Origin of the sequence: Streptomyces sp. NPDC102270 (assembly GCF_044766405.1) — a bacterium.
GTDB lineage: Bacteria > Actinomycetota > Actinomycetes > Streptomycetales > Streptomycetaceae > Streptomyces.
The window spans coordinates 1-26,565 of the sequence record NZ_JBIWLX010000037.1 but is presented as its reverse complement, the minus strand read 5'-3'; the positions used below and the strand labels follow the sequence as shown (position 1 = coordinate 26,565).

At 72.7% G+C, this 26,565-nt stretch carries 22 protein-coding genes; 11 read left to right on the top strand and 11 right to left on the bottom strand.

Translation table 11 applies throughout. From position 1 onward, the window contains the following. Positions 1 to 44: 44 nt before the first annotated feature. From ACIRP7_RS43300 to ACIRP7_RS43285, 4 genes are all read right to left on the bottom strand, one after another. Positions 45 to 4,742 carry a hypothetical protein gene (locus tag ACIRP7_RS43300; protein WP_403671828.1) on the bottom strand — a complete coding sequence of 1,566 codons (4,698 nt, stop codon included), beginning with the start codon at positions 4,740 to 4,742 and terminating at the stop codon, positions 45 to 47. Positions 4,743 to 4,779: 37 nt separating this feature from the next. Continuing rightward, the gene (locus ACIRP7_RS43295) at positions 4,780 to 5,658 is read right to left on the bottom strand and encodes a hypothetical protein (protein WP_403671825.1); all 879 of its coding nucleotides are present in this window, start codon (positions 5,656 to 5,658) and stop codon (positions 4,780 to 4,782) included. A 31-nt stretch (positions 5,659 to 5,689) separates the two neighbouring features. Continuing rightward, positions 5,690 to 7,219, bottom strand: coding sequence for a hypothetical protein (locus ACIRP7_RS43290; RefSeq protein ID WP_403671822.1), 1,530 nt, complete (start codon positions 7,217 to 7,219; stop codon positions 5,690 to 5,692). 132 nt (positions 7,220 to 7,351) lie between these two features. Further along, entirely contained in the window at positions 7,352 to 8,044 is a 693-nt protein-coding gene (locus ACIRP7_RS43285) for a GntR family transcriptional regulator (protein WP_403671819.1), read from the bottom strand. Between the two features lie 130 nt (positions 8,045 to 8,174). Between ACIRP7_RS43285 and ACIRP7_RS43280 the strand changes: the two genes are divergently transcribed. The 5 genes from ACIRP7_RS43280 (at position 8,175) to ACIRP7_RS43260 (ending at position 12,589) form a co-directional block, all read left to right on the top strand. Continuing rightward, positions 8,175 to 9,470 carry an MFS transporter gene (locus ACIRP7_RS43280; RefSeq protein WP_403671816.1) on the top strand — a complete coding sequence of 432 codons (1,296 nt, stop codon included), beginning with the start codon at positions 8,175 to 8,177 and terminating at the stop codon, positions 9,468 to 9,470. Then, a complete protein-coding gene (locus tag ACIRP7_RS43275) occupies positions 9,467 to 10,288 on the top strand; it encodes a putative hydro-lyase (protein WP_403671813.1) in 822 nt (273 codons plus the stop codon). Before ACIRP7_RS43280 ends, ACIRP7_RS43275 begins: the two co-directional genes overlap by 4 nt. 62 nt (positions 10,289 to 10,350) lie before the next feature. Next, on the top strand, positions 10,351 to 11,109 hold the full coding sequence (locus tag ACIRP7_RS43270) for a LamB/YcsF family protein (RefSeq protein ID WP_403671810.1): 759 nt from the start codon (positions 10,351 to 10,353) through the stop codon (positions 11,107 to 11,109). Continuing rightward, a complete protein-coding gene (locus tag ACIRP7_RS43265; protein WP_403671807.1) occupies positions 11,106 to 11,723 on the top strand; it encodes an allophanate hydrolase subunit 1 in 618 nt (205 codons plus the stop codon). Before ACIRP7_RS43270 ends, ACIRP7_RS43265 begins: the two co-directional genes overlap by 4 nt. Beyond that, positions 11,720 to 12,589: a biotin-dependent carboxyltransferase family protein gene (locus ACIRP7_RS43260; RefSeq protein WP_403671804.1), complete on the top strand. Its 870-nt coding sequence runs from the start codon at positions 11,720 to 11,722 to the stop codon at positions 12,587 to 12,589. Before ACIRP7_RS43265 ends, ACIRP7_RS43260 begins: the two co-directional genes overlap by 4 nt. Positions 12,590 to 12,671: 82 nt before the next feature. Here ACIRP7_RS43260 and ACIRP7_RS43255 read toward each other — a convergent pair whose 3' ends face one another. From ACIRP7_RS43255 to ACIRP7_RS43240, 4 genes are all read right to left on the bottom strand, one after another. Then, complete coding sequence (locus ACIRP7_RS43255) at positions 12,672 to 13,835, bottom strand: glycosyltransferase (RefSeq protein WP_403671869.1); 1,164 nt, start codon at positions 13,833 to 13,835, stop codon at positions 12,672 to 12,674. Positions 13,836 to 13,849: 14 nt separating this feature from the next. Next, complete coding sequence (locus ACIRP7_RS43250) at positions 13,850 to 14,983, bottom strand: glycosyltransferase family 4 protein (protein WP_403671801.1); 1,134 nt, start codon at positions 14,981 to 14,983, stop codon at positions 13,850 to 13,852. Positions 14,984 to 15,171: 188 nt separating this feature from the next. Beyond that, positions 15,172 to 16,590 carry a HEAT repeat domain-containing protein gene (locus tag ACIRP7_RS43245; protein ID WP_403671798.1) on the bottom strand — a complete coding sequence of 473 codons (1,419 nt, stop codon included), beginning with the start codon at positions 16,588 to 16,590 and terminating at the stop codon, positions 15,172 to 15,174. A 300-nt stretch (positions 16,591 to 16,890) separates the two neighbouring features. Further along, positions 16,891 to 17,283, bottom strand: coding sequence for an ankyrin repeat domain-containing protein (locus ACIRP7_RS43240; protein WP_352389907.1), 393 nt, complete (start codon positions 17,281 to 17,283; stop codon positions 16,891 to 16,893). Positions 17,284 to 17,500: 217 nt separating this feature from the next. Here ACIRP7_RS43240 and ACIRP7_RS43235 point away from each other — a divergent pair, with 217 nt between their 5' ends. Both ACIRP7_RS43235 and ACIRP7_RS43230 read left to right on the top strand, forming a co-directional pair. Next, complete coding sequence (locus tag ACIRP7_RS43235; protein ID WP_007380617.1) at positions 17,501 to 17,695, top strand: hypothetical protein; 195 nt, start codon at positions 17,501 to 17,503, stop codon at positions 17,693 to 17,695. A gap of 40 nt (positions 17,696 to 17,735) precedes the next feature. After that, complete coding sequence (locus tag ACIRP7_RS43230; protein WP_403671795.1) at positions 17,736 to 19,358, top strand: hypothetical protein; 1,623 nt, start codon at positions 17,736 to 17,738, stop codon at positions 19,356 to 19,358. A 73-nt stretch (positions 19,359 to 19,431) separates the two neighbouring features. Here the strand turns inward: ACIRP7_RS43230 and ACIRP7_RS43225 are convergent, their stop codons facing one another. Continuing rightward, positions 19,432 to 20,931 (bottom strand): PLP-dependent aminotransferase family protein, encoded by a 1,500-nt coding sequence (locus tag ACIRP7_RS43225; protein ID WP_403671792.1) that lies wholly within the window; start codon positions 20,929 to 20,931, stop codon positions 19,432 to 19,434. Positions 20,932 to 20,995: 64 nt separating this feature from the next. Between ACIRP7_RS43225 and ACIRP7_RS43220 the strand changes: the two genes are divergently transcribed. From ACIRP7_RS43220 to ACIRP7_RS43205, 4 genes are all read left to right on the top strand, one after another. Beyond that, positions 20,996 to 21,685, top strand: a complete 690-nt coding sequence (locus ACIRP7_RS43220) for a YitT family protein (protein ID WP_403671789.1) — start codon at positions 20,996 to 20,998, stop codon at positions 21,683 to 21,685. Beyond that, complete coding sequence (locus ACIRP7_RS43215) at positions 21,682 to 22,449, top strand: glycerophosphodiester phosphodiesterase (RefSeq protein WP_403671786.1); 768 nt, start codon at positions 21,682 to 21,684, stop codon at positions 22,447 to 22,449. The genes ACIRP7_RS43220 and ACIRP7_RS43215 overlap by 4 nt, the downstream gene beginning before the upstream one ends. 66 nt (positions 22,450 to 22,515) lie before the next feature. Continuing rightward, positions 22,516 to 23,862 carry an MFS transporter gene (locus tag ACIRP7_RS43210; protein ID WP_403671783.1) on the top strand — a complete coding sequence of 449 codons (1,347 nt, stop codon included), beginning with the start codon at positions 22,516 to 22,518 and terminating at the stop codon, positions 23,860 to 23,862. Between the two features lie 267 nt (positions 23,863 to 24,129). Further along, complete coding sequence (locus ACIRP7_RS43205; protein ID WP_009187548.1) at positions 24,130 to 24,504, top strand: RNA polymerase-binding protein RbpA; 375 nt, start codon at positions 24,130 to 24,132, stop codon at positions 24,502 to 24,504. Positions 24,505 to 24,590: 86 nt separating this feature from the next. Here ACIRP7_RS43205 and fxsA read toward each other — a convergent pair whose 3' ends face one another. After that, positions 24,591 to 25,157: an FxsA family membrane protein gene (gene fxsA, locus ACIRP7_RS43200; protein WP_403671780.1), complete on the bottom strand. Its 567-nt coding sequence runs from the start codon at positions 25,155 to 25,157 to the stop codon at positions 24,591 to 24,593. Positions 25,158 to 25,229: 72 nt separating this feature from the next. Beyond that, positions 25,230 to 26,024: a polyprenol monophosphomannose synthase gene (locus ACIRP7_RS43195; protein ID WP_403671777.1), complete on the bottom strand. Its 795-nt coding sequence runs from the start codon at positions 26,022 to 26,024 to the stop codon at positions 25,230 to 25,232. Between the last annotated feature and the right edge of the window lie 541 nt (positions 26,025 to 26,565).

Here is a 26,565-nt window from a genome sequence, read left to right as displayed (position 1 = left end):
CTTCTGAGCGACCGAGTTTTCGTCTCCCGAGTGGCTGAACTCCCTTACGGAGACACCGGCGCCGGACGCTTGAACATGCGCGTCGCCGTGATCTCGCTGTGCCCCGCCTCGTCCGCCTGGGGCTGCTGCGGCAGGCCCGGCCTGAGGTGTTCCTCCACGCTGATGTACTTCAGGCCGGCCCTGAGGTCCGCGTCATTGCGCAGGCGGATGACGAGGGGGAACTCCGCGAGTGCGGTGGTGTCGAACAAGCCCGTGGTGTACAGGAGTTGGACGCCGAGCGCGTCCGACACCGCCCGCTGGAGCTCCAGCAGATACGTCGCGTTGGCGCGGCCGATCGGGTTGTCCAGGAACAGCGTGCCGGCGTGTCGGTGCTTGTCCCGGCCCCGGTCGTTGGAGCGCAGGGCGGCCATCGTGCAGTACAGCGCGATGGCCGCCGTCAGCAACTGGCCACCGGAGAACACGTCACCCATCTGCCCGACGGGCACCCGCTCGGCGCGCAGCACCGCGTCCGGCTTGAGGATCTCCACGGCCACGCCCCTGGGCTGGAGCGCCGCCCCGACTCCCCGCAGCAGCAGGGACATTCCGTCGCGCCGCAGGTCGGAGTTCTTCTTCACCGCGGCCCTGGTGGCCTCGTCGATGACCTCGCCGAGCCGCACGGTCAGCGTCGCCTGGTCGGGTTCCTCGAAGCGGATCCGCAGGAACTCCTGCCCGGACCACTCCCCGAGTCCCTCGGGCAGCCGGGAGAGCCGCTGGGCGGACCTGAGCGTGGCGAGCGCGGACTCCACGAGCCCCCGCAGCCGGTCCACGATCGAGTCACGGTTGCGCTCCAACTGTGCCAACTCGTCGGTCAGCACCCGCAGTCGGGGCGCGAAGGCGTCCGCCCACTTCTGCGCGTGCTCGGGCAGCGCGGACGCGGGCAGCTCCCGGATCTGCTGCCGCGCGGGGGTACGCACCTGCTCGTAGCGCGTGGAGTTGGCGTGCCGGACGAGCACGTCGCTCGCCTCGCGCACGGCGCCCTCGGCGGCGGACAGGTCGGCGGCGCAGCCACGCAGCGACCGGCGGGCCTCGGCAGCGGCCTGCCGGGCCTCCTCGGGGCTGCCCGGGTACGGCTCCGACTCGTCCTGCTCGTCCTCCATGGCGTGCTCGCGCAGCAGGTCGCGGAGCATCGCGGCGATCTCGTCGAAGCCGCCCGCCGCGTCCTCGGCGGCCCGGTGGGAGCCGAGCAGCTCCGCGTGCGCCTCCCTGGCCTGCGCCAACGCCTCGGTGCGGGAGGCGAGTTCGGCGGTGGCCGTACGCAGCAGCGCCTGCGCGTGCTCGGCGTCGCGCGGCTCCAGCTCCGGCGACAGCTCGGTGTGCGCCTCGCCGTCCTCGGGAGCGTGCCGCTCGGCCTCGCCGCGCAACCGTCCGAGCTGCTCGCTCGCGGTCGAGACACGGGTCTCCAGGAGCTGCACCAGTTCCTCAGCGCGGGCGGCGGCGGCCTGCCGGGAGGGCCCGTCGGACCCGTCGGGCGACTGGAGCAACTGCGCCGCGCGCGTGCGGACCTTGTTGCTCAGCCGGTCCAGTTCGGCGAGGGCCGCGCTCTCGTCGCTCTCCGCCCGGGCCTGCTCGGCCCGCAGGTCGGCGCCGACACCCACCTTCTCGTACAGCTGGGAGGCGGCCCGGTAGGCCTCGCGGAGTGCGGGCAGGGACGCCTTGGACGCATCGGGGGCACTGTCCGGTACGTCGTCGGGGGCGCCGGCGATCTCGGCGCGCTCGGCGCGCAGCGCACGGGCGGTGCGGCGGGCGTCGTCGGCGGCCCGCTGGGCCCCGCGCCGGTCCTCGTCGGCGGCCCGGGCGCGGTCCAGACAGGTCTGGGCGCGGGCTTCCGACTCGGTGGCCTCGTCGGCCAGTTCACGCAGCTTGGCCTGCCAGCCGGCCCGCTCCCGCAGCCGGTAGGCCAGTCCGGCGAGGGCGTCGGCGGCGCGCCGGGCCTTCTGGGCGGCCTCCTGCCGCTCGTCGCGTGTCCGCGCGGCCTCGGAGGCGGCTTCGTCGGCCTCGGCCCGCACCGTGCGCGCCTCGGCCAGCTCGGCCTCGGCCTCGTCGGCGAACACGCGCGTGTCCCGGGCGGCCTGCGCCAGCTCGACGAGCCGGCCGGCCGGACAGCCGGTGCGCCAGGAGGCGAGCCGGGCATGGAGTTCACGGTCCTTGCCGAGGCGGGCGGCGAGCGACCGGATCTCCTCGTCCCGCTCGCCGGCCCGGGCGCGCAGTGCCTGGCGCTCCTCGTCGGCGGCGTGTTCGTCGTGCATGGCCGGGTTCGGCGGTACGAGGAAGACGTCACCGCTCTGGGAATCGGTGGCCGGGGTCGGCGCCAGCAGTGCGGCGGCCGTGCCGACGGCCACGGCGGAGCGCGGGAGCAGCGCCGCGTCGTTCAGTGCCTCGCGGGCACGCGCGTGGGTGGCGGGGTCGGTGATGATCACGCCGTCGACCAGTTCGGGCCGGGCGGCCAGCACGCGCGCGTGGTCGGCGGGGTCGACGGCCTGGGCGAGGTAGCGCCAGCCGGGCAGGGCGGGGATGCCGTTCTCACCGAGGAACTCGACCGTGGCCAGCACGTCCGGGCCCGGCGGCAGAAGCCCGCCGTCACCGAGCGCGCCGAGGATCCGGGAGTCGTCGGCGGCGGCCGTACGCAGCTCGAAGAGCTGGCGTTCGGCCGAGGAGACGGAGTCGTCGAGCAGCTCGCGCAGTTCGTCGGCGAACCGGTCGAGGTCCTCGGGGGTCAGGCCGCCGTCGGAGTGAGCACCCGTGGAGCCGGTGTGCGGATCGGTCCCGGCTGCGGAACTGTCGCGCCCGGTCGTGCCGTTCGTCTTCGTGCCCTCTGCCGCGCGCGGTCCCGGCACGCCGCCGGTGGTCCCGCCGGTGGTCCCGGTCAGGCTCAGGAGCTCCGCCAGCCGCTCCTCGCCCGCCAGTCCCTCGGCCAGGCGCCGCTCGGCCTCGTAGGACCGGGCGGCCGCCGTGGCCGCGTCCTCCGCGCGGGCGGCCGTGAGTTCCGCCCGGGATTCGGCGGCGGCCGCCTCGCGCGCGTGCTCGGCGGCCCGGTTCGACGCCTCGCGGGCGGTGTCCCAGGCGGCGACCGCCGACTTCTCGGCGTCGCTCGCGGCGAGGGCCGCGCGGGCGGGGTCGGCGTCCGGGGCACTGTCGTCGAGCCAGCCCGCGCGCACGGCCTCGGCGGTCTCCTGTTCGACCTCGCTCAGCCGCTGGCGCAGATGGCCGATCTCGCTGCGGGCGCGCTGCGCCTCGGTGGCGGCCGACGTGGAGTCCTGGTAGGCCGACTGGCTGACGTCCTGGAGAGCGGCGGACCGCTCCTCCTCCTCGTTGGCGAGCGTCTCGGCGCTCTCTGCGGCCGTCTGCAGGGCGCGGACGAGATCGACGGCGGCCCTGGCGCGGGCGGCGAGCGCGGGCGCCGCGTCCCGCTCGGCCTCCTGGATGGCGACGGCCACGCGCGCGACCCGGTCGGCGGCGGCCCGGTGGCGCAATACGGCCTCGGCGGCCTGCCAGGCGGAGTGCAGCGTCCGCGCTTCGGCGAGCTCGCGCTTCTGGGCCGCGGCCGACTTCTCGGCGGCGGCGAGCGCCAGGGAGGCGTGCCGGTAGGCGAGTTCGGCGGCGATGAGCGCACTGCGCTCCCGGCCCGCCTCCGCGTGTGTGACGGCGTAGGCGGCCGCGGTGACCCGCTGGGCCAGGTCGCCGGCGCGTACCCGCTCCCGGACGCCTCGCGCGGACAACCGGCGGGCCAGCGTCCGGGTACGGCGTTCGGCGCCCGTGTGGATGTCACGCGCGCGTGAGCGGGCCTCGGCGGCCTCGACGATGCGGCCCAGCAGGTCCACCGATCCCGCGGTGAACTCCCGTTCGGCGATGAGCTCGGCGCGGCGCCCCAGCTTGTTGCCGAACCCGCTGACCAGGTCGGCGAGCCCGTCGGTGTCGCGGGTGTCGGTCACGGCCCGCAGCAGCAGGTCGGTGAAGTCGGAGTCCTTCTTCACCGCGAACAGGCCGGCGGCCTCGCCCTCGTCGGCGTTCATCTCCCGCTGGTAGCGGAAGAGTTCGGGGTCCAGGCCGAGGTCACCGAGGTGCTCGATCCAGCGGTCGTGGATCTCCTCCCAGTGCACCTCCAGATGCGGATACGCCTTGCCCGCCTCGGTGATGGCGTCCCGGAAGCCCTTCATGGTGCGGCGACGGCCCTGCGCGGCCGACTGCCCCTCGGCGGGCGGCCGTACGGCGGTGGACTCGGCGACGGGCAGGTTGTCGAGGCTGAGCCCCGGTCCGGGCCTGAACGAGTACCAGGCCTCGGCGAACTTCCGCGGGTCGTTGGAGACCTGGCGCCCCCGCCACTCGCTGACCTTGCCGACGACGACGCACTCGCCGGTGAGGGTGTGCTGCCACTCCAGGGCCACGTGCCCGCAGTCGTCCGCCAGCAGGAACTTGCGCAGCACACCGGAGCTGGCGCCGCCGAGGGTGTTGCGGTGGCCCGGCAGCATCACCGAGAAGATCAGCTTGAGCAGGACGGACTTGCCGCCGCCGTTCTCCAGGAAGAGCACTCCTGCGGGTGCGGGCCGGCGCGGCGGGCCGACGGGCTCCTCCTCGAAGAACTCCGCCTGGGTGGGCGCGGGGTCGGGCACTTCCGCGCCGACGCCGCGCAGGTCAAGCACGGTGTCGGCGTAGCGCGCACCGGCAGGACCGATGGAGTAGAGGCGGACCCGGGACAGCTCGTACATGGCGGACTCTCGTAAGTCTTCGGCAGGTCAGGGAAGTTCAGGAGTGGAACGGCAGCCCGGCATCGGCCACCAGCTCCATGTCGTCGCCGTCCTCGGGCGGCAGCAGCGTCGGTGTGCCGTCGGTTACCGGGACGACTCCCAGTTGGAGGAGTTCGGCCATGGCGGCGCTTCCGGCCATGTCCCGCACCTGGAGCTGGTAACGAGCCGTGGTCCGGTAGGTACCGCCGTTGTCGTCCCCCGTGCGCTGGAGGAACCCGGAGTCGGTGAGGAAGGCGGCCGCCTTGCCGACGATGCCGGTCGTGGACCCGGCGAGCCGGCGCGCGTCCTTGGTCGCACCGGCCGCGCTGCGTCTGGCCCAGATCCGCCAGGCCGCCTCGAGGCCCGGAGCGTCGGTGGCCGGGTCGGTGTTCTCGCCGACCTCCTCTGCGCGCTCCTCGAGGCGTCGGCAGGCCTGCCGTACGAAGGCGTCGACGCCATTGACCGAGACCCGCCCGATGTAGCCGTCGTCGGCGAGGTCCTCGGGCCGCGGGAACGCCATGGCGGCCACGGCGAGATGGGCGAGGCCGTGCAGGAAGCGGTCGCCGCCGTCGGCGGACGTACGACGCGCGTAGTCCCCCATCCGGACGGCGAAGACGGAGTCCTCGGCGGCGGTCACGGCCATCCCCGCGCGCGGGGACACTTCGAGGACGACAAGGCCGAGTCCGGCGGCGACGGCGTCGGCGAGCCGCGCGAACGGCGGGTCCTCCCGGCAGCGCCGCAGCAGTTCGGCGTACTCCTGGTCCCGCGCGGGCTGCAGTTTGGGCTGCAGCCCGAAGGCGACGAGCCGAGCGGCGTCGGCGGCGTCGGCGGGGGTGACGGCGGCGGACGCCGACGGGGTCGGGACCTCCGTGTCGCTCCACTCGACTTGCTCACTCACGGCTTGGGCTCCTTGTCACGCTGTTGCTCACTCATGCTGCCTCCGTCCGGTCCGCCGCCATCCCCGCGGCGTCCAGCAGGGCTGTGCCGACGATGAGGTCGGCGCCGCCGAAGTCCGGGTCGTCCAGTTCCGTCCCGTCGTCCACGGCGAAGAGGAGCTTCTGCTCGCCCTGGCGGTAGGCGGTGCCGACGGCAGGGCTGGCGGCGTGGATCGCCAACAGGGCGACCAGGTAGGCGAGATCGAACCCGCCGGTCCGGCGGGCGTCCGCGAGCAGTCCCGAGAGCCTTCGCGGTGCGTCCGCCGGCAGGTCGAGCAGCTGCTTCGCGGAGGCCAGTTGCTCCTCGCTGAACCGGCTGTCGTCGGGGGTGGCGATGAGGTCCGGCTCCGGCATCTCCGCGCCCAGGTGCTCTCGCTCCATGGGCGGGGTCAGCAGTAGGTCGACGAGATCGCCCACCCGGACCGACACCGGCGTGCGCAGGCCGGTCCCGCGCGCGAAGAACGCGTCGGTGACCCGGGTGGCCTGCTGCAACGGCAGGGGCAGCACCGGGGCGACGAGGTGGCCGTAGAGGTCGATCCCCGATGTCGTCATGGGGGTGGCGAAGGCCTGCCGGTCCTGTTCGGCCCGGAACAGGGGACCGGCTTCCAGGAGCCGGGACTGGAGCTGGGTGTGGCGCCGGATGCAGTCCTTGACGATGTCGACGAGCTCGGCGGCGCGCCGCTTCTGCTCGGGGTCCTCCGACTCGTCCCGCGCTTTGCGGATGTTGGTCAGGATCGCGTTCTCGTGGCGGTACCGGTCGGCGACGTGGTCGAGCGCCTCGGCGATCATGTCGGGCACGGAGTTGAGCCAGTCGACGGCCCGGACATTGCGGCGAGTGGCGTCCAGCGCCCTGCGCAGGGTCTCGGAGTACTGCACGGTCCGGTAGCGGGCCTGCTCCGCGGCGAGCTGGGCGTCGGCGAGGCGGCCGCGGCTGATCAGTACCTCCAGCTTGACCTCGGCGGCGATCTGGGCGCTGGTGACGTCGGTGTCGAGGGCTCCGACGAGGACGTTGACCGCCTCGTCGGTCGTCCGGAGATACACCGAGCCGCCGGGGCCCGGCACCTCCTCGATCAGCTTGAAGTCGTAGTCACGCCGGACATAGGTGCCGTCGGGATCGAAAGTGCCGTAGACCGCACGGAAACCGCGGTCGACGCTGCCGACGTTGATCAGGTTCTCCAGGACCCAGCGGGCCACGCGCTCGTGCTCGGCGACGGGTCGCTGCGGGGCCTGGGCGGCGATGCGCGGGATGAGACGGGCGACGATCTGGTCGTGGTCGGCGCCGGTGTCGAAGTCCATGTTCAGGGTGACCAGGTCGATGGCCGCGAGGGCCACCTCCGCCATGCCGTACACCGAGTACTCGCCGGCGAGATTGGCCTTGCGCGCGTCGAGGTCGTGCAGCGGCGCGGTGCAGGCGAGCGCGCGCAGCCGACGCGCCAGTCCCTCGTCGGCGGCCGGGCCCGGTGCGGGGCGCGGCCCCGCGCTGAACTGGGGCGGAACGCTGTCCGTCGTCGCAGGCGAAGTCACGGTGCACAGACTAGGTCCTCGGTCTGACAACTCCCCAAACGGCGCGGATCGCCTCCGGCGGTTGGACCGGGGACTGCCGGTTGCGTCGCGTCGGCAGGCCGGTGGGGGCTTGTCGCGCTGGCCCCCGCGCCCCTACGGGGCGCTCACCCTGCGCCGGTAGACATCGACCACTCGTTCCAGCGAGTCGCGCAGATACACCGCCAGCAGCTTTTCGGCCGCATCCTTGTCACCGGCCTCGAGCGCCCCCAGGATCTGCTGGTTGCGGGCCAGGTACGGCTCGTGGAGGGCCTTGGGATCGTCCACGACGTGGAAGGCCAGGCGGAGTTCGGCGAAGACGCTGCGCATCAGTTCGTCGGTGCGGTCGCTGCCCGCGAGGGCGACGAGTTCGCGGTGGAAGTGGATGTTGGCCGTGCCCAGCGTTTTCCAGTCACCTTCGCGCACCGCCCGCTGCCCCTCCCCGACCGCTTCGGAGAGCGCGCCCAGGGCGTACGGCGGTTCGCCCAGTCCGCGGACGACGGCGCACTCCACGAGCGCGCGGGTGCGGTAGATGTCCTCCACGTCCTCGACCGCCAGGACCCGGACGAACACGCCGCGGTTCAGCTCGTGGACGAGCAGCCGCTCGTGCGTGAGCAGCCGGAACGCCTCGCGCAAGGTGTTGCGGGAGACCCCCAGTGCTCCGCCGATGCTGTCCTCCGACAGCCGCGTCCCCGGCGGGAAGTAGCCCTCGGCGATGCGGCTCCTGAGGATGTCCGAGACCCGCTCGGCCGTGCTGGTACGGCCCAGGAGGGCACGGTCGTCGGCCAGTCCGCTCAGCTGCTCTGCCATGCCCGGAATTCAACCGCAGACACGAGAACGAAACAACAGGGGTATTGAAGGATCGTTGAACGATCCTCTACGTTGCTCTACACCGCACGGCTCAGCTCCGCATCCTCCGTCCTCCCACTGCGAGGTGCTCATGAGCACGACCCCGCCCCCACAGGCCCTGACCGATCACCCCACAGCGACCGAACACCCCGCCGAAGACGGGGCGTTGGGCTGGTACCGCGCCCTCGGTCCGCGCGGCCGACGTGCCTTCGCCGGTGCGTTCGGCGGCTACGCCCTCGATTCCTACGACTACTTCACGCTCCCGCTGAGCATGGTCGCGCTGGCTGCCTCCTTCGGCCTGAACAGCGGCCAGACCGGTCTCTTCACCACCGTCACCCTGCTGGCCTCCGGTATCGGCGGGGCCCTGGCGGGGGTGCTGGCCGACCGGGCCGGCCGGGTCAGGGCGCTGATGATCACGGTGGTCACCTACGCGATCTTCACCGTGGCCTGCGGCTTCGCCCCCGACTTCGAGTCTCTGCTGGTCTTCCGCGCCCTGCAGGGCCTCGGTTTCGGCGGCGAATGGGCGGTCGGCGCGATCCTGGTCGCCGAGTACGCGAGCGCCAAGCACCGGGGCCGCACGCTGGGCGCGATCCAGAGCTCGTGGGCCGTGGGTTGGGCCCTGGCTGCGATCATGTACACGCTGGTGTTCTCGGTCCTCGACGACGGCACGGCCTGGCGCGTGATGTTCTGGACCGGTGCGCTGCCCGCGCTGCTCGTCGTCTGGATGCGACGCCGGGTCCAGGACGCCCCGGAGGCGGTCGCGGTGCGCGAGAAGAGCGCCGGCAAGGGCTCCTTCGCGGCGATCTTCAAACCGGACCTGCTGCGTACGACGATCTTCGCCGGGCTGCTGTCCACCGGCGTCCAGGGCGGCTACTACACGCTCGCCACCTGGGTGCCGACGTATCTGAAGAGCGACCGCGGGCTGTCGGTCGTGGGCACCGGCGGCTATCTGACCTTCCTGATCTCCGGGGCCTTCCTCGGCTATCTGACCGGCGGTTACCTCACCGACCGGCTGGGCCGGCGGCGCAACATCTGGCTCTTCGCCCTGCTGTCGGCCGTCTGCATCGTGGCCTACGGCAACATCCCCAGCGGAGCCGACACCTGGCTGCTGATCCTCGGCTTCCCCCTCGGGTTCTGCATGTCGGCGATCTTCAGCGGCTTCGGGTCCTATCTGAGCGAGCTGTACCCGACGGCGGTGCGCGGCTCGGGTCAGGGCTTCACGTACAACGCGGGTCGCGCGGTCGGCGCGGTCTTCCCGACCACCGTCGGCTTCCTGGCCGACAGCTGGGGTGTGGGCGGGGCGCTGGTCTTCGGCGCCATCGGCTACGGCATCGCCGCCCTGGCCCTGCTCGGACTGCCGGAGACCCGTGGGAAGGAACTCGCATGAACCGTACGGAGGACCGCCCTCTGACCGTCGCCGACGAGCACGCGCACGCGTGGAGCCCGGCCGAGGCACGCGCCCGCTTCCGCGCGGGCCTGGCCGGCCCCACCGCCGGGGTCGCGGCCGGCCACACCCAGGTCAACCTGATCTCGGTGCCCGCCGACTGGGCGTACGACATGCTGCTGTTCTGCCAGCGCAACCCCAAGCCCTGTCCGGTCCTCGACGTCACGGACGCCGGCGACCCGACCACCGTCCTCGCCGAAGGCGCCGATCTGCGCACCGATCTCCCGCGCTACCGGGTGTGGGAGGACGGCCGGCTGGTGGACGAGCCGACGGACGTGCGCGCACACTGGCGTGACGACCTCGTTTCGTTCCTGATCGGGTGCAGTTTCACCTTCGAGTGGGCACTTTCGGAGGCGGGCGTCCCGATCCGGCACATCCAGCAGGGCCGGAACGTTCCCATGTACGTGACCAGTCGACAGTGCCGTCCCGCGGGGCGGCTGCACGGACCCATGGTGGTGTCCATGCGCCCGGTGCCGCCCCAGCACCTGGCCGCCGCCCTGAGGGAGAGCAGTCTGCTCCCGGCCGTGCACGGCAGTCCGGTGCACTGCGGCGATCCCTCCGCGCTCGGCATCGACGACCTCGGCCGCCCCGACTTCGGTGATCCGGTGGACGCCGAGCCCGACGACATCCCGGTGTTCTGGGCCTGCGGAGTGACCCCGCAGGCCGCGGTGATGGCCTCGCGCCCGCCGTTCGCCATCACCCACGCACCGGGGCAGATGTTTCTGACGGACGCCCGCGACGAGCAGTACAGAGTGGCCTGAAGACCCCCACTGGAGCCCCTTGAGAACCCGTTGAGAATCCCGGAAGGAGATACGAGACCTCCATGACCTCGATCGATCTGAACGCCGACCTCGGCGAGGGCTTCGGCCGCTGGCAGCTGACCGACGACGAGCAACTGCTGTCCGTCGTCACCAGCGCCAACGTGGCCTGCGGGTTCCACGCCGGGGACGCGGTCACCATGCGCCGGGTGTGCGAGCTGGCGGCCGCGCGCGGAGTCCGGATCGGGGCCCAGGTCTCCTACCGCGACCTCGCGGGGTTCGGGCGGCGTGCGATGGACGTGCCGTCCGCCGAGCTGACGGCCGAGGTGGCCTACCAGATCGGCGCCCTGGAGGTCTTCGCCCGGGCGGCGGGCACACGCGTGTCCTACGTCAAGCCGCACGGCGCCCTCTACAACCGTGTCGTCCACGACGAGGAGCAGGCCGCCGCGGTCGTCGCCGGCGTACTCCTCGCCGACGCCACGCTGCCCGTGCTGGGCCTGCCCGGCTCGCGTCTGCTGGAGGCGGCCGGCAAGGCGGGCCTGGAGGCCGTCACCGAGGCCTTCGCGGACCGCGCCTACACCGAGGAGGGCACGCTGGTGCCACGCGGCCAGGAGGGTGCGGTGGTCACCGATACGGAGGCGGTCGTGGAGCGCTCGCTGAGCCTGGCCCGGGACCACGCGGTCACCGCGCGCTCCGGGACCCGCATCGAGGTCGAGGCCCGCTCCCTGTGCCTGCACGGCGACACCCCGGGCGCGGTGGAGCTGGTCCGACGGGTGAGAGAGCGCCTGGTGTCCTCGGGCGTCCGGGTGGAGGCCTTCGTATGAGGGCGCTGCGCGTCGGGGACGACGCCCTGCTCGTCGAGGTGTCCTCGGGCGAGGAGGCCCAGGCCCTCCACGCCGAGCTGGTGCGTCGCCGCGCGGAGGGCTCGCTGTCGGTCCGCGAGATCGTGCCCGCGGCCCGCACGGTCCTCCTCGACGGTCTCGCCGACCCGGCCCGCCTGACCGCCGAACTCACCGACTCGGATGTGCCGCCCGCTCCCCCACGCGCGCGCGAAGTGATCGAACTCCGGGTGCGCTACGACGGCCCGGACCTGGCCGACGTGGCCGCGCACTGGGGCGTCTCCCCCGCGGAGGTGGCCCGCGTCCACGCCGGCACCGAGTTCACGGTCGCCTTCTGCGGATTCGCTCCCGGCTTCGGCTACCTCACCGGCCTGCCCGACCGCTACGACATCCCGCGCCGGGCCACCCCGCGCACGGCCGTCCCGGCGGGTTCGGTGGCGCTCGCGGGCCCGTACACCGGCGTCTACCCGCGTTCGTCGCCGGGCGGCTGGCACCTCATCGGCACCACGGACGCCGTTCTGTGGGACCACACACGCGTGCCGGCCGCGCTGCTCTCGCCGGGTGCACGGGTGCGCTTCGTGCCGACGGGGGCGGCATGACCGACCGCGCCCTCTCCGTCGTCCGGGCCGGAGCACTGACCACCGTCCAGGACCGGGGCCGCCCGGGCCACGCCCACCTCGGCGTCCCCCGCTCGGGCGCCCTGGACGGTCCGGCGGCCGACCTCGCCAACCGTCTGGTCGGCAACCGCCCCGAGGCGGCCGTCCTGGAGACCACGCTCAACGGCTGTGCGCTGCGCCCCCGTTCGACGGTCACCGTGGCCGTCACGGGCGCCCCCTGCCCGATCGCGGTGGACGGCCGGCCTGCGGCCTGGGGCGCGCCGGTGCGCGTGCCGGCCGGAGCACTGCTGAGCGTCGGAACGGCCGTATCGGGACTGCGCAGTTATGTGGCCGTCTCCGGCGGAATCGCCGTGGAGCCGGTCCTGGGCAGCCGCTCCACGGACCTGCTGTCCGGCCTGGGCCCGACTCCCCTCACGGACGGCGCGGTACTCCGACTGGGCACGCCGAGTCCCCTCCACACACGCGTGGACACGGCACCGCAGCCGGCGCCCCCGGCGGAACTCGTCCTCCGCGTCACGCTGGGCCCCCGAGACGACTGGTTCACCCAGGAAGCGGTACGGACCTTCACCTCCCGCGCCTTCCAGGTGTCCTCGGCGAGCAACCGCATCGGCCTGCGCACGGAGGGGCCGGCCCTGGAGCGGGCCCGGCCGGGCGAGCTCCCCAGCGAGGGCATGGTCCTGGGCGCGGTCCAGGTCCCGCCGAACGGCAGGCCGGTGATCTTCCTCGCCGACCACCCGACCACCGGCGGCTACCCGGTGATCGGAGTGGTCCGAGAGACGGACCTCCCGGCGGCGGCCCAGGCGGTGCCGGGAACGCCGGTGCGCTTTGTGAAGGTACGTCGCCGATAACCGGCGTACGTCACCGATAACCGGCCCAGGGCGACGCAGCGCGGGCCTCATGACACACCCCCGGCTCATGACGCGCCGCCGCTCATGCCACACCTCCCGGCACGGAACGCCGTACGACATCCTCCGTGTCGTGCGCGGCGAGGAACGCCCGGACCGCCGTGTCCCACCCGAAGCACTCCGCACGCGCGCGTGCGGTCTCGCGACGCTCGGCCTCGGGCCGGCCGAGCAGCATGTCCACGGCGTCCGCGAAGGCCTCCCCACGGTCTGCGGCCACGGCCCCGGCGGATCCGATGACCTCGGGCAGCGCGGAGGAGACGCTCACCACCACCGGCGTGCCGCACGCCATGGCCTCCAGCGCGGCCAACCCGAAGGTCTCGGCCGGTCCAGGGGCCAGGCACACGTCGGCGGATGCCTGGAGGGCGCCGAGCAGCCCGCTGTCGGAGAGGTGCCCGAGGAAGGTGACCGGCAGCCCGCGCTCCCGCGCCCGCTGCTCCAGACGCGGCCGCAGCGGCCCGTCCCCGGCCACCACGAGCACCGCCCGCCGCCCGCGCCGTACCAGCGCCTCCACGGCGTCCAGCGCGGTGCGGGGCCGTTTCTCCACGGACAGCCGGGTGCAGGTCACGAGGAGTGTCTCGTCCTCGCGCGCGTAGCGGGCCCGCAGTCCCGCGTTGCGCAGCGCCGGGCGCCGCTCGACGAGGTCGACGCCGAGTGGGGCCCGTACGACGTTGCGGGCGCCGATCCGCACGAACTCCCGCTCGGCGAACTCGGTGGTGCACACCACGCGCGCGTACGTGTGCGCCGTACGGACGTTGAGGGCGTCGGCGGCACGCCGGGCCGCGCCCTCCGGCAGGCCCCAGGTGCGCAGCACGCCGTCGGCGGTCTCGTGGGAGACCATCACGGCGGGAACCCGGGCGCGCCGGGCCCACTTGCCGGTCCACCTGAGGGTCGTACGGTCGCAGACCTCCAGGCGGTCGGGGGCGAGCTCCTCCAGGAGCCGGGCCACGCGCCGCTTGTCGGCGAGGACGCGGTAGCCGCCGGTGCCGGGCAGCAGCGGGCCCGGCAGGGTGATGATGCGTCCCTGCTCGGTCAGGCGGTCGCTCGCGCGGTCGCCGGGCACGATGAGCACGGGGTCGTGTCCGGCCGCCCGGTAGCCCTTGCCGAGCTCGCGCAGGGCGGTGCGCAGGCCGCCCGAGGTGGGAGCGACGAAGTTGGCGAGCCGGACGATCCGCAGCGACCGTCCGCTCATGCCGCCATGTCCGCTCATGCCGCCACCGCCGCCTTCCGGCCGGCGAGCACGGCGGCGTAGTGGCCGATCAGCCGGTCGCCGACGGCCGCCCAGGTGCGCCCCTCGACCATGGCCCGCGCGGCGACGCCGAACGAGGCACGCATCTCGGGGTCGGCGGCCAGGGACCACACCGCGTCCCGTACGGCGGCCGGGTCGCGCGGCGGGACGAGGAACCCGGTGCGCCCGTGGGCGACCAGGTCCAGCGGTCCGCCGGCGGCGGGCGCGACGACGGGCACACCGCTCGCCATGGCCTCCTGCACGGTCTGGCAGAAGGTCTCGAAGGGGCCGGTGTGCGCGAAGACGTCCAAGGAGGCGAAGATCCGGGCCAGTTCGTCGCCCGTGCGGGGGCCCAGGAAGACCGCGCCGGGCAGTGCCTGCTCGAGAGCGGGCCGGGTCGGCCCGTCCCCCACCACCACGACCTTGACGCCCTCCAGTCGGCAGGTGTCGGCCAGCAGCTCGATGTGCTTCTCCGCGGCGAGCCGGCCGACGTAACCGACGATCGTCTCGCCGTTCGGGGCGAGCCGGCGGCGCAGCTCTTCGTCGCGCAGGTCGGGGCGGAAGCGGACGGTGTCCACGCCCCGCGGCCACAGCTCGACCCTGGGGACGCCGTGCGCCTCCAGGTCGCGCAGGGACGCACTGGACGGGGCGAGGGTGAGATCGGCGGCGGCGTGGACGGAGCGGATACGGCGCCAGGCGGCGGCCTCTCCCGCGTGCACGTAGGTGCGGGCGTATCCGGCGAGGTCGGTCTGGTACACGGCCACGGCGGGGATGCCGAGCCGGGCGGCGGCGGCCATGCCGCGGACGCCGAGGACGAACGGGCCGGCCAGGTGGACGACGTCGGCACGGTGCTCGGCGATCGCCACGGCCACGCGCCTGCTGGGAAGGGCGACGCGGACCTGGGGGTAGCCCGGGAGGGGGAGGGAGGGGACACGGACGACGGGGCACGGCGCGAGGGCGTCCACGCCGGATCCGGGGCCGGACGCGGTGGCCGGCGCGACGACGAGCGGAAGGTGACCGCGATCCACGAGGTGCCGGGCGGTCTGGAGCGCGCAGTGGGCCACGCCGTTCACATCGGGGGGAAAGGATTCGGTCACTATGACGACACGCATAGGACTGTTCTCGCCGCGCTGGACGTGGCCGCGTCAACGTGGATCTTTCCGGACGAGGAACGTCCCATGAGCGTTCCGCTGCGCACCCGAGCAGGTCGGGCGACGTCCATGCGCACCTGACCCGCGGGTCGTCCGGAGTTCACCGGGCGGGTGTGACAGGGCCCGGATGTTCACACCCGAAGGCGGTGTCACATGGCCGCGGTGTCCGGTCCGATACGGCTGCGTACGGCCGTCTGGACCTCGGCCTCCTCGGCCGGGTCGGCGGCCAGCCGGCGCAGTCGCTCCACGACCCGGGCGTCGCCGGTCTCGGCGTGCCGGGCGGCGATCTCGCGGGTGGTCTCCTCGCAGTCCCAGAGGCATTCGACGGCGAAGCCGGTGGCGAAGGAGGAATCGGTGGCGGCGAGCGCGCGGGCGGCACGGCCGCGGAGGTGGGAGGAGGCCGTCTCCCGGTAGATGTGGCGCAGCACGGGGGCGGCGCAGGCGATGCCGAGGCGTCCGGTGCCGTCGACGAGGGTCCACAGGGTGGCCGCGTCGGGTCCCTCGCCCCGTACGGCCTCCCGGAGGGCCGCCAGCACGAGGTCCCGGTCCTGGGCTCCGCCCAGGCAGGCGAGCATGCGTCCGGCGGCGGCGCCCAGCGGATCGGGCCGGCGGGCCCAGCCACGCGCGCGGTCGACGGCGGCGATACTGCGCATGCGTTCGAACGAGTCGAGGGCGGCTTCCACGACGGCCGGTGAGCCGGTGACGGCGGCCAACTCGATCAGATCGAAGGCGTCGGGGTCGTTGCTGTCGGAGAGATAGCGCAGAGCGGTGGCCCGGGCCCCCTCGGTGCCGTCCTTGGCGACCGCGATGATCTCGGGCCGGTCCTCGGGTCCGGCGACGGCGGCCAGGCAGCGGGCGGCGGGCACATGGAGGGCGGCCCCGCGCTCGACGCCCTGCTGGGCCCACTCGAAGACGGCCTGCACGCTCCACCCCGGGCGGGGGCCTGCGGGTCGCATCTGGCGTTGCCAGCGGTCGAAACAGCCGGCCTCCTGAGCGGCACGCACACGCGTGGAGACGGATACGCGGGGATCGTCGGCCCACAGCCGCCATGGCCTCGGCTCGAAGGCGTCCCGGACGGCGGCGGCAAGTTCGGCCTCGCCCTCGGGATCGGTCCCGAAGCGGGCGAGCACGGGCACGGCAAGGGCACGCAGGCCGGCGTCGTCGTCCCGCAGCGCGAGTTCGTCCAGCGCCCAGGCCCAGTTGGAGCCCGAGGCGGCGTACCTGCGCAGCAGTTCGAGCGCGTCGCGCCTGCCGTAGGAGGCGAGGTGGCCGAGGACGGCCAGGGCGAGGCCCGTGCGTGACTCCTCGGTGTCGAAGACGTCGTCCACCTCGAAGAGGTGCGCCTCGATCTCGTCCAGCTCGCCGCCCAGGTCGAGGAAGAGACGGGCGTAGTACAGCGAGCGGTTCTCCACCTGCCAGTCGTGGCGGGGATCGCGCAGCACGCAGTGGTTCAGGGCCGCGAGCGCCTCGGCGCGCGGGGCGGTGAGCGCGTGCAGTGTGCCGTCGCCGCGGCCCCGCTGGAGCAGGCCGAGCAGCGTACCGCTGGGCGCTATGACCGGATCGAACATGGGAAACAGCCTCACATCAAGCGTCGACGCAACCGGGGACGTGCATTACCTGGCCGCGTGACAACACGTCGGGGCGCCCGCCGTTTCCTGCTTGCTGTAAGCCATCTTCCTCTGCCTCTCGTCGGTGGCCCATACGGACCGTGTCACGGTCCGCGCGGTGCGGCATCAGCTGCCCGGCCATCACGTCCGTGAACCACGAGGTCATGATGACTCGGCACTTCCATCTGCCGCGACCGAAATTTCGGCGGCCTTGTACCGCCTCCCCCGTTGTGAGTGTTTTCGCTGGTCAGAGCATGCGGATCAGTGTGCGGCGAACAGTTCGAGCAGTTCGGTCCGGCCGAACATCCGGGCGGTGTCGAGGGCCGAGGGGGTGCCCTCGGCCGGATCGGCGCCGCCCTCCAGCAGGGCCTCGATGACGTCCGTGGAGCCCTTGAAGACGGCTCCGGCGAGCGGCGTCTGCCCCCGGTCGTTGACCCCGCCGGCCGCCGCCCCGCGGGCGACGAGCGCGCGCACCGCGTCCGCGTGACCGTGGTAGGCGGCGAGCATCACGAGCGAGTCCCCGCGGTCGTTGGTGAGGCCCACCGGTACACCCGCGTCGACGTACGCCACCAGCGCCTCGGTCTGCCCCTGCCGGGCCAGATCGAAGATCTTGGTCGCCAGCTCCACGACCTCCGGGTCGGGGGCTTCAGTCATCGGCCGGACCGCCTCTCATACAACCGTTCAGGTGAATCGCAAGGGTACTGGCTCGCGCGGCAGATGACCCGAAGTGCCGGAGGTAAAGATCACCACTGCTCCGCCAACTCAGTGAAATCGCGAAGAATTCATTCATTTGCACCTTTTGTCGTATAGATACATGCTGTGATGCTGGAAGTACTCATGGTGACTGTCCCCACGAACCAGGAGCACCGCAATGATCCTTTCCATCTCCGGTGTCGTACTGCTCGGCATCGTCGTCTTCATCTTCTTCCGCAAGGACGGGCTCAAGGCGTCGCACGCCCTGATCTCGGCGTTGTTCGGCTTCTACCTGGCCAGCACGGCCATCGCCCCGAGCATCAAGGCCGGTGGCGAGAGCCTGGCAAGCCTCCTCGGCGGCATCAAGTTCTGACGCCGCCCCTCCCGTCCGTACGCACCTCCAGGAGACAGCAGTGGCTCGCCGCCCCCTCCCCCGCATCCTGAGCACAGGCAGCGCCCAGATCGCCCGGAGCCGGGAGCTGGCCCGGACGGCGGCCGACAGCGCCACCGACGTCCTCCACCCGCTGATCACGATCACCCGCGGGCTGCGCCGGCTGGCCTCGGCCGGGCGGCGCAGGTGGGCCGAGACCCCCAAGGACAGGCGCGGACCGCTGCTGTTCCTGGTGGCCTCGGTGGTCCTGGTCGTGGCGCTCGTTCCGTACGGTCCGCTGCTCGCCGTCATCAGCCTGATGGCGGCGGCAGCCTGGCAGGGCCGGGACCGCAGGCCGCTGGAACCGGAAGGGCCGGACGAGACGCAGACACAGCGGCTGCAGTCGCTGTACGAAGCGCTCGTCCCGTACTTCTCGGCGGCCGAGGACCCGGCCCCGCTGTACACGCACGGCGGCGAGTGGGAGAAGGCCTTCCCCGCGTACGACTTCGACGGCACCGGCCGCATCACCCACCTGCTGATCCGCTACCCGGCGTACTTCACCGACGGCGAGGCCGAGTCCCGGGCCCGCATCGAGCAGTTGCTGCACGCCAAGTCGGGCCGCGGCCGCGAGTACCACTTCAGCTGGGACGAGGAGGGCAACGAACTCACGGTCACCGTCCTCGCCCCGCTGCCCACCGACATCGCCGCCCAGCGTTTCGTCACCGCCCCGGGCGAGACGGTCCTCGGCTTCACCGACCCCACCCAGGTCCAGCGCACGCTTCCGCTCGGCTACGGCGACGGGCAGCGCGACGTCCCGCCGGTGGTCTGGCGCACCGGCATCCGCTCCACCGAGCCGCACCTGCTGGTCATGGGCCAGCCGGGCAGCGGCACCTCGACCCTGTTGCGTTCCATCGCGCTCCAGGCCCTCCAGTACGGCGATGTCGTCATCATCGAGGGCGGCAGCACCGGCGAGTACGCGTGCCTGACCGGCCGGGACGGCGTCCTCGCGGTCGAGTGCGGGCTCGCGGGGGCACTGGCGAGCCTGGAGTGGGCGGCGACCGAGACGGAGCGCCGCCTGATCGCGGCCAACCGCGCCCGGCAGGCGGGCCATCCGCCGCCCGAGGACACCAAGCGTCCCCTGTGGATCCTCCTCGACCGCCCGAGCGCCTTCACCCACCTGGCCGCCGCGGACGGCCGCAAGGATCCGCAGTCCCTGCTCCAGGTCCCCCTGCGGCACGGGCGCGCGGCGAACGTCACGGTGGTGGTGGCCGACCAGTTCGACAGCGCGGAGGCGCTGAGCGAGCCGGTACGGCAGCACACGCGCGCGCGTGTCGTACTGGGCCCTGCGACGCCGGACCAGTTGGAGGCCTTCCTCGGAGCGCCTCCGCACACGACCCCGGTGACCGATGTTCCGCCCGGCCGCGGGTACGCCCGCCTCGGGTCGGGCCCGGTCCATCGCCTCCAGGTGCCGGCGACTCCGGATCCCTACGACGACGCGACGAGCGAGGCGGACCGGCAGGCGGTGCTGGCGTTGCTGCCGGCACGGACGACTCCGGCGGACGCCGAGACGGTCCCCTCGGGAACGGAAGCGGAGGAGGTCCCCTCGGGAGCGGAGACGGTCCCCTCGGGAGCGGAGCCGGAAGCGGTGGCCGCGGAGGCGCCGTAGCCCTCAGCGATGCTCGTGCGGCTGCGGCTGCGGGTGCGGCTGCGGGTGCGTGGCGGCTGATCGCACAGTGCTGTCAGGCCACGAACGTACGCGGCGCCTCCCCGCCCCCGGACCCTCCGCTCTCCACCACCCGCGCCGCCGCGGCCAGCCGCGCCGCAGCCTCGTCGGCCACCGCTCCTCCGACGGTGAACGGCAGTCGCACATAGCCCTCGAAGGCACCGTCGACCCCGAACCGCGGCCCGGACGGCACCCGTACGCCCACCCGCTCGCCGACCTCCGCCAGCCGGGAGCCGGACAACCCCCCGGCCTTCACCCACAGCGTCAGGCCGCCCTGCGGCACCTCGAACTCCCAGGTCGGCAGTTCCCTGCGCATCGCGGCCACCAGCGCGTCCCGGTTCTCCCGGGCCTGGCCTCGCCGCAGCTCGACCGCCTGCTCCCATCCCCCGGTGCTGAACAGCCAGTTCACGGCCAGCTGCTCGAGGACCGGCGTCCCGAGGTCGGCGTAGGCCCGCGCGGCGACCAGACTGCGGATCACGTCCGGTGCCCCCCGGACCCACCCGATCCGCATTCCCGCCCAGAACGCCTTGCTGGCGGAGCCGACGGTGACCACGGTGGATCCGGCCGGGTCGAAGGCGCACACCTGCCGTGGCATCGAGACGTCGTCGTCCAGCCAGAGCTCGGTCATCGTCTCGTCCGCCACCAGCACGGTCCCCGCGGACCGCGCCGCGTCCACCAGCTGCCGTCGCTGGTCCTCGTCGGCCAGCGCGCCGGTCGGGTTGTGGAAGTCGGCGACCACATAGGCGATCCGGGGCGCCGCGTCCCGCAGGACCTGTCGCCAGCGGTCGATGTCCCAGCCGGTCAGCCCCTCCGCCATCGCGACGGGCACGAGCCGGGCGCCCGCCTCGCGCATCAGCTGAAGGATGTTCGCGTACGACGGCGACTCGACCGCGATCCGCTCACCCCGGCCCCCGAACAGATGACAGATCGCGTCGATCGCGCCCATCGCGCCGGTCGTGACCATGATCTGCTCGGGCATCGTGGGGATCCCGCGCGCGGTGTACCGCTCGGCGATCATCGCGCGCAGAGCCGGCAGACCCGCCGGGTAGTCCCCGTGCGTGTGGGCGTACGGCGGCAGCTCCTCCAGGGCGCCCTGCACCGCGCGGGTCAGCCACGGCTCGGGCGCCGGCAGTGCCGCGCAGCCCAGGTCGATCATTGAACCGAGGGCTTCGGGCGGGAGGGGTTCGAGACCGCGGGCGGGGAGCGGGTTCCCGGCCGGTACGGCCGTCCAGCTGCCCGCGCCGCGCCGGGACTCCAGGAATCCCTCGGCCCGCAGCGCCTCGTAGGCCGCCGCCACGGTCGTACGGCTGACGGACAGGGAGAGGGCCAGCTCACGTTCCGCGGGCAGGCGTGCGGCCACCGGGACCCGGCCCTCCAGGACCAGCAGGCGGATGCCGTCGGCGAGTGCGCGGTAGGCCGGCGGGCGGCGCGTGCCGGGGCCCGCGGGACGGTCCTGCTGGGATTTGAGCAGCCGGGCGAGCTGCGCCGCGCCCACCGCCGAGGTCCACTGCGCCACTGAAATCAGTCCACCTTCCCCGAATTGGCCATGGATGGCGTGTCATCCCAAGCCACAGGGTGTCATGCATCAGGCCACTACCACCACAGGGGGACCCACCTTGTCCACGCAGAGCCGTCCGGTACGACGGTTGATCCAGCTGTACGTCGGACTCGCTCTGTACGGGGCCAGCTCCGCGCTGCTCGTCGAGGCGGGCCTGGGCCTGGAGCCCTGGGGCGTGCTGCACCAGGGCCTCGCCGAACTCACCGGGGTGTCGATCGGTGTCGTGTCCATCGTCGTGGGCGCGGCGGTGCTGCTCCTGTGGATCCCGCTGCGCCAGCGGCCGGGTCTCGGCACGGTCTCCAACGTCTTCGTGGTCGGCATCGCCATGGACGCGACCCTCGCCGCGGTCCCCGACGTGCACGGTCTCGCCGTACGGATCCCACTGCTGCTGGCCGGGATCGTGCTCAACGGTGTGGCCACCGGTCTCTATATCGCCGCCAGCTTCGGCCCGGGCCCGAGGGACGGTCTGATGACCGGGCTGCACCGGCGGACCGGACGCTCCATCCGGCTGATGCGGACCGCCGTCGAAGTCGCCGTCGTGGTCACGGGATTCGCGCTCGGCGGCACCATCGGCGTGGGAACCGTCCTCTACGCGGTGTCCATCGGCCCGCTCGCCCAGGTTTTCCTGCGCATGTTCGCCGTCCCCCGGGCATCCGACGTCAGCACGGTCGTTGCCACCGGGCAATCGCGGGGAGCGATACTGCGTCCGTGACCCCGCGGATACGCCACCCCTACCTGGACCATCCCGGCCCCATCCCCTTCGCCCACCGGGGCGGGGCGGCGGACGGCCTGGAGAACACCGCGTTCCAGTTCCGGCGGGCGGTCGAGGCGGGCTACCGGTACCTGGAGACCGACGTCCACGCGACCGCGGACGGCAAGCTGGTCGCCTTCCACGACGCGACGCTGGACCGGGTGACCGACGGGGCGGGCCGGATAGCGGATCTGCGCTGGGCCGAGGTACGGCACGCGCGTGTGGCGGGCAAGGAACCGGTGCCGCTCCTCGAGGAGCTCCTGGAGACCTTCCCCGAGGCGCGCTGGAACGTCGACCTCAAGGACGAGCCGGCCCTCCAGCCGCTCCTGGACCTCATCGAGCGCACGGGCACCTGGGACCGGATCTGCGTCGGCTCCTTCTCCGAGGCGCGGGTGATGCGCGCCCAGCGGCTCGCCGGACCCCGCCTTGCGACGTCGTACGGCACCCGGGGTGTGCTCAACCTGCGGCTGCGCTCGTGGGGCGTCCCGGCGGCACTGCGCCGCTCCGCCGTCGCCGCCCAGGTGCCCGAGGCCCAGTCCGGCATCCAGGTGGTCGACCACCGCTTCGTGCGCGCCGCCCACGCGCGTGGGCTCCACGTGCACGTGTGGACCATCAACGAGCCCGAGCGCATGCACCGGCTCCTGGACCTGGGAGTCGATGGCATCATGACCGATCACATCGACACACTGCGCAAGGTCATGGAGGACCGCGGCGTCTGGGTCTGACCCCTGTCCGACCCGCCCCTTCCCCGGCCCGCGCACGGCACCTTTCACGGGGAAGCGAGGGCACGGGTGGGCATCGACACCGTGCGGGCGGGCGCGGCGGACGAGGCCGCCGACCGGCGGCGTGAACAACGCGGCTGGTACTTCTACGACTGGGCGTGCTCCGTCTACTCGACGAGCGTGCTCACCGTGTTCCTGGGCCCCTATCTGACCTCGGTCGCCAAGCACGCGGCGGACGCTGACGGGTACGTCCACCCGCTGGGCATCCCGGTGCGTGCCGGTTCCTTCTTCGCGTACTCGGTGTCCCTGTCGGTGATCGTGGCCGTGCTGGTGATGCCCGTGGTGGGTGCCGCCGCCGACCGCGGCGGCCGTAAGAAGCCCCTCCTGGCGGCCGCCGCCTACACCGGGGCCGCCGCCACGACCGGCATGTTCTTCCTCGGCGGCGACCGCTATCTGCTCGGCGGCGTCCTCCTGGTCGTCGCGAACGCGGCGCAGGCCGTGGGGACGATGCTCTACAACTCCTACCTCCCGCAGATCGCCCCGCCCGAGGAGCGCGACGCCGTCTCCTCCAAGGGCTGGGCCTTCGGTTACGCGGCGGGCGCCCTGGTGCTGGTGGCGAACCTGGTTCTGTACACGGGCCACGACTCCTTCGGCCTCTCCGAGAGCGCCGCGGTCCGCATCTGTCTGGCCTCGGCCGGGCTGTGGTGGGGCGCCTTCGCCCTGATTCCGCTACGACGGCTGCGCGACCGGAGTTCCCCCGCGAAGCAGTCGACGGCCCCGGGCCCGCGGCAGCTCACCGCCACCGTCCGCGACATGCGCCGGCACCCGCTCACGCTCGCCTTCCTGCTGGCGTACCTGATCTACAACGACGGCATCCAGACCGTGATCTCCCAGGCGTCGGTCTACGGCTCCGAGGAACTGGGGCTCGGGCAGTCGACGCTCATCACGGCCGTGCTCCTGGTCCAGGTGCTCGCGGTGGCGGGGGCGCTGGCGCTCGGCCGGCTCGCCCGGGCCTACGGGGCCAAGCGCACGATCCTCGGCTCGCTGGTGGCCTGGGCGGTGGTCCTGGGGGCCGGGTTCTTCCTGCCCGCCGGCGCGCCCGGATGGTTCTTCGTCCTGGCCGCCGGCATCGGGCTCGTCCTCGGTGGCAGCCAGGCCCTGTCCCGCTCGCTGTTCTCCCACCTCGTCCCGCCCGGCAAGGAGGCCGAATACTTCTCGGCGTACGAGATGAGCGATCGCGGGATGAGCTGGCTGGGCCCGCTGCTGTTCGGGATCACCTACCAGCTGACGGGAAGTTATCGGGACGCGATCATCTCGCTGGTGGCCTTCTTCGTCATGGGATTCGTCCTGCTCGCACGGGTCCCGGTGCGGCGGGCGATCAGCGATGCGGGCAATCCCGTACCCGAAAGGATTTAGCGTTCAACACGAAAGCGCTGTAGTGTACGCGTTTGGCCTGCCAGGCGTACCGTTACTGCGCGTCAAAGATGCCGAAACGGTGTGTCACATCTGCCAGCAGATGTGACAAACCGGGCGCTGGTGGGTACAACAAGGGGCGGCTACGACGGCGACGCAATGCCCGGGACGGGACCCGGAACGGGAATCTTTACCGCCGACCGGACGTTGACCGGATGACGACGACAGCGACACCTGTCCTGTGGGCGACAAGCCCGGGAGGCACGATTCATGAGTGAGCGAGCTCTTCGCGGCACGCGCCTCGTGGTGACCAGCTACGAGACGGACCGCGGCATCGACCTGGCCCCGCGCCAGGCCGTGGAGTACGCATGCGAGAAGGGGCATCGCTTCGAGATGCCCTTCTCGGTCGAGGCGGAGATCCCGCCGGAGTGGGAGTGCAAGGTCTGCGGGGCCCCAGCACTCCTCGTGGACGGCGACGGCCCTGAAGAGAAGAAGGCCAAGCCCGCGCGTACGCATTGGGACATGCTGATGGAGCGACGCACCCGAGAGGAACTCGAAGAGGTCCTCGAGGAGCGTCTGGCGGTTCTGCGTTCCGGCGCGATGAACATCGCTGTTCATCCCCGGGACAGCCGCAAGTCGGCCTGAGCGGGAACAACAGCGCATACAAGTAACCGCGGGCGCGGTACGTGATTCACGTACCGCGCCCGCGGTTTGTGCTGCCCGGCTTCGGCTCAGCGGGTGAGCGGCGGCCGCGGTTCCTGCGGGGTGTCGCCGCCCGGCTCGTCCCGGACGATCACCTCGCCCTGGACCACCTTGCCGTCGGGGCGCTGCATACGGGCCTGCTGGAACGCGTCCCCCAGGGTGCCGGGGACGGCAGTGCGGATCTTGCGGTCGAAGGTGCGCTCGGCGTAACGGCCGACGGCCTTCTGGACCGGCGGGATCAGCAGGAGCAGCCCTATCGCGTCGGAGAGCAGTCCGGGGATCATCAGGAGCAGGCCGCCCAGCATCATCAGGCCGTTGCCACCGCTGCCGGAACTCGACGGGGCACCGCCCCGCTGGAGCGCCTCGTTCAGGTTCTGGAAGGCGCGGCGGCCGGCCCGCTTGATGACCACCGACCCGAGCACGAAGCCGGCGACCAGCAGCAGGAACACCGCGAACCCGCTCGCCGCGCTCGCGACCACGCTCAGCAGCCAGATCTCCAGCACCAGCCAGGCGGCGACGCCCAGCGGCAGAACGGTGCGCATACGGGAGCGGCGGGGTCGGGCGGGGTACGTGGGGGTCGGAGCGCCTGTCGTCATACGTCCAGTGTGCCTGGGCGCGGCTCAGAGCGGCATAAGGGGACGATCAGCCAAGCCTGTGGGGCCGTAGGGCTACGACTGTGCGCGCTTTGCCCGGGCTGTGATCCTGCCGACCCGCTCCCCCACGCCCCAGGTGGTGACCCGCCACAGGGCCTCCACGAGGATGTCGCGGCTCATCTTGGAGTCGCCGAGTTCACGCTCGACGAAGGTGATCGGCACCTCGACGACGTGGTAGCCGGCCTTGACGGCCCGGCGGGCGAGGTCGACCTGGAAGCAGTAGCCCTGGGAGGCGACGTCGTCCAGGCCGAGGCCTTCGAGGGTCTCGCGACGGAAGGCGCGGTAGCCGCCCGTGATGTCACGCAGGGGAAGGTCGAGGGCGACGCGCGAGTAGAGGCTGCCGCCGCGGGAGATGATCTCGCGGGACCTGGGCCAGTTCACGACCCGGCCGCCGGGCACCCAGCGGGAGCCGAGGACCAGGTCGGCGCTCTTGAGGGCGGTCAGCAGACGGGGCAGTTCCTCGGGCTGGTGGGAACCGTCGGCGTCCATCTCGACCAGGACGCCGTAGCCGTGCTCCAGGCCCCAGCGGAAGCCCGCGAGATAGGCGGCGCCGAGGCCCTCCTTGCCCTTGCGGTGCAGGACGTGGACCTGGTCGTCCTCGACGGCCAGGTCGTCGGCGAGCTTGCCGGTGCCGTCGGGGCTGTTGTCGTCGGCCACGAGGACGTGCGCCTCCGGGACGGCCTTGCGCACCCGGCGGACGATGGCCTTGATGTTCTCCGCCTCGTTGTAGGTCGGAATGATCACCAACGCCGTGCCGAGCGGGCCGAATCGCCTCTCCTGGCCCGTGTGGGTCCCGTCGCCGTCGTTCACCGCTGCCCCTTCGAATCAATACGCAGGCGTCCACCATAGTGCGCACGGCCTGCGGTGACGCGACAAGGCGTTCGGATGCTGGTGTCGTTTCCACAAGATCGGGGTAAGAAAACAATTTTCGGCCGCCCTGGCCGAATGTCCGCCCTCGCTGCGGATGGGGGCCCGGCGCCCTTCGGGCCGACCTGGGGCCCGCTGGCTGCGGGTCGACCGAAAGCCGTTGTCTACTGAACGCCCGGGCCCCACCCGGGTCACACCTCCCCGGCCGGACGGAACGTTCCCTTGCCGTGGCGCGAGCGCTGAGCCTGGCTCCCAGTGGCGGTGTTCCCGTGCGGCACACCGTCCCTGACCCAGCGGCGCTGCGACGACTGGGCGGAGGTTCCCCGGTCGGGCGTCCGGTGGTGGACCCGGCCGAACCTACCGGCCTCCTGCCGTCGGCTGTCAACAGTCGTGGGGGGGGGGGGGGGGGGGGGGGGGGGGGGGGGGGGGGGGGGGGGGGGGGGGGGGGGGGGGGGGGGGGGGGGGGGGGGGGGGGGGGGGGGGG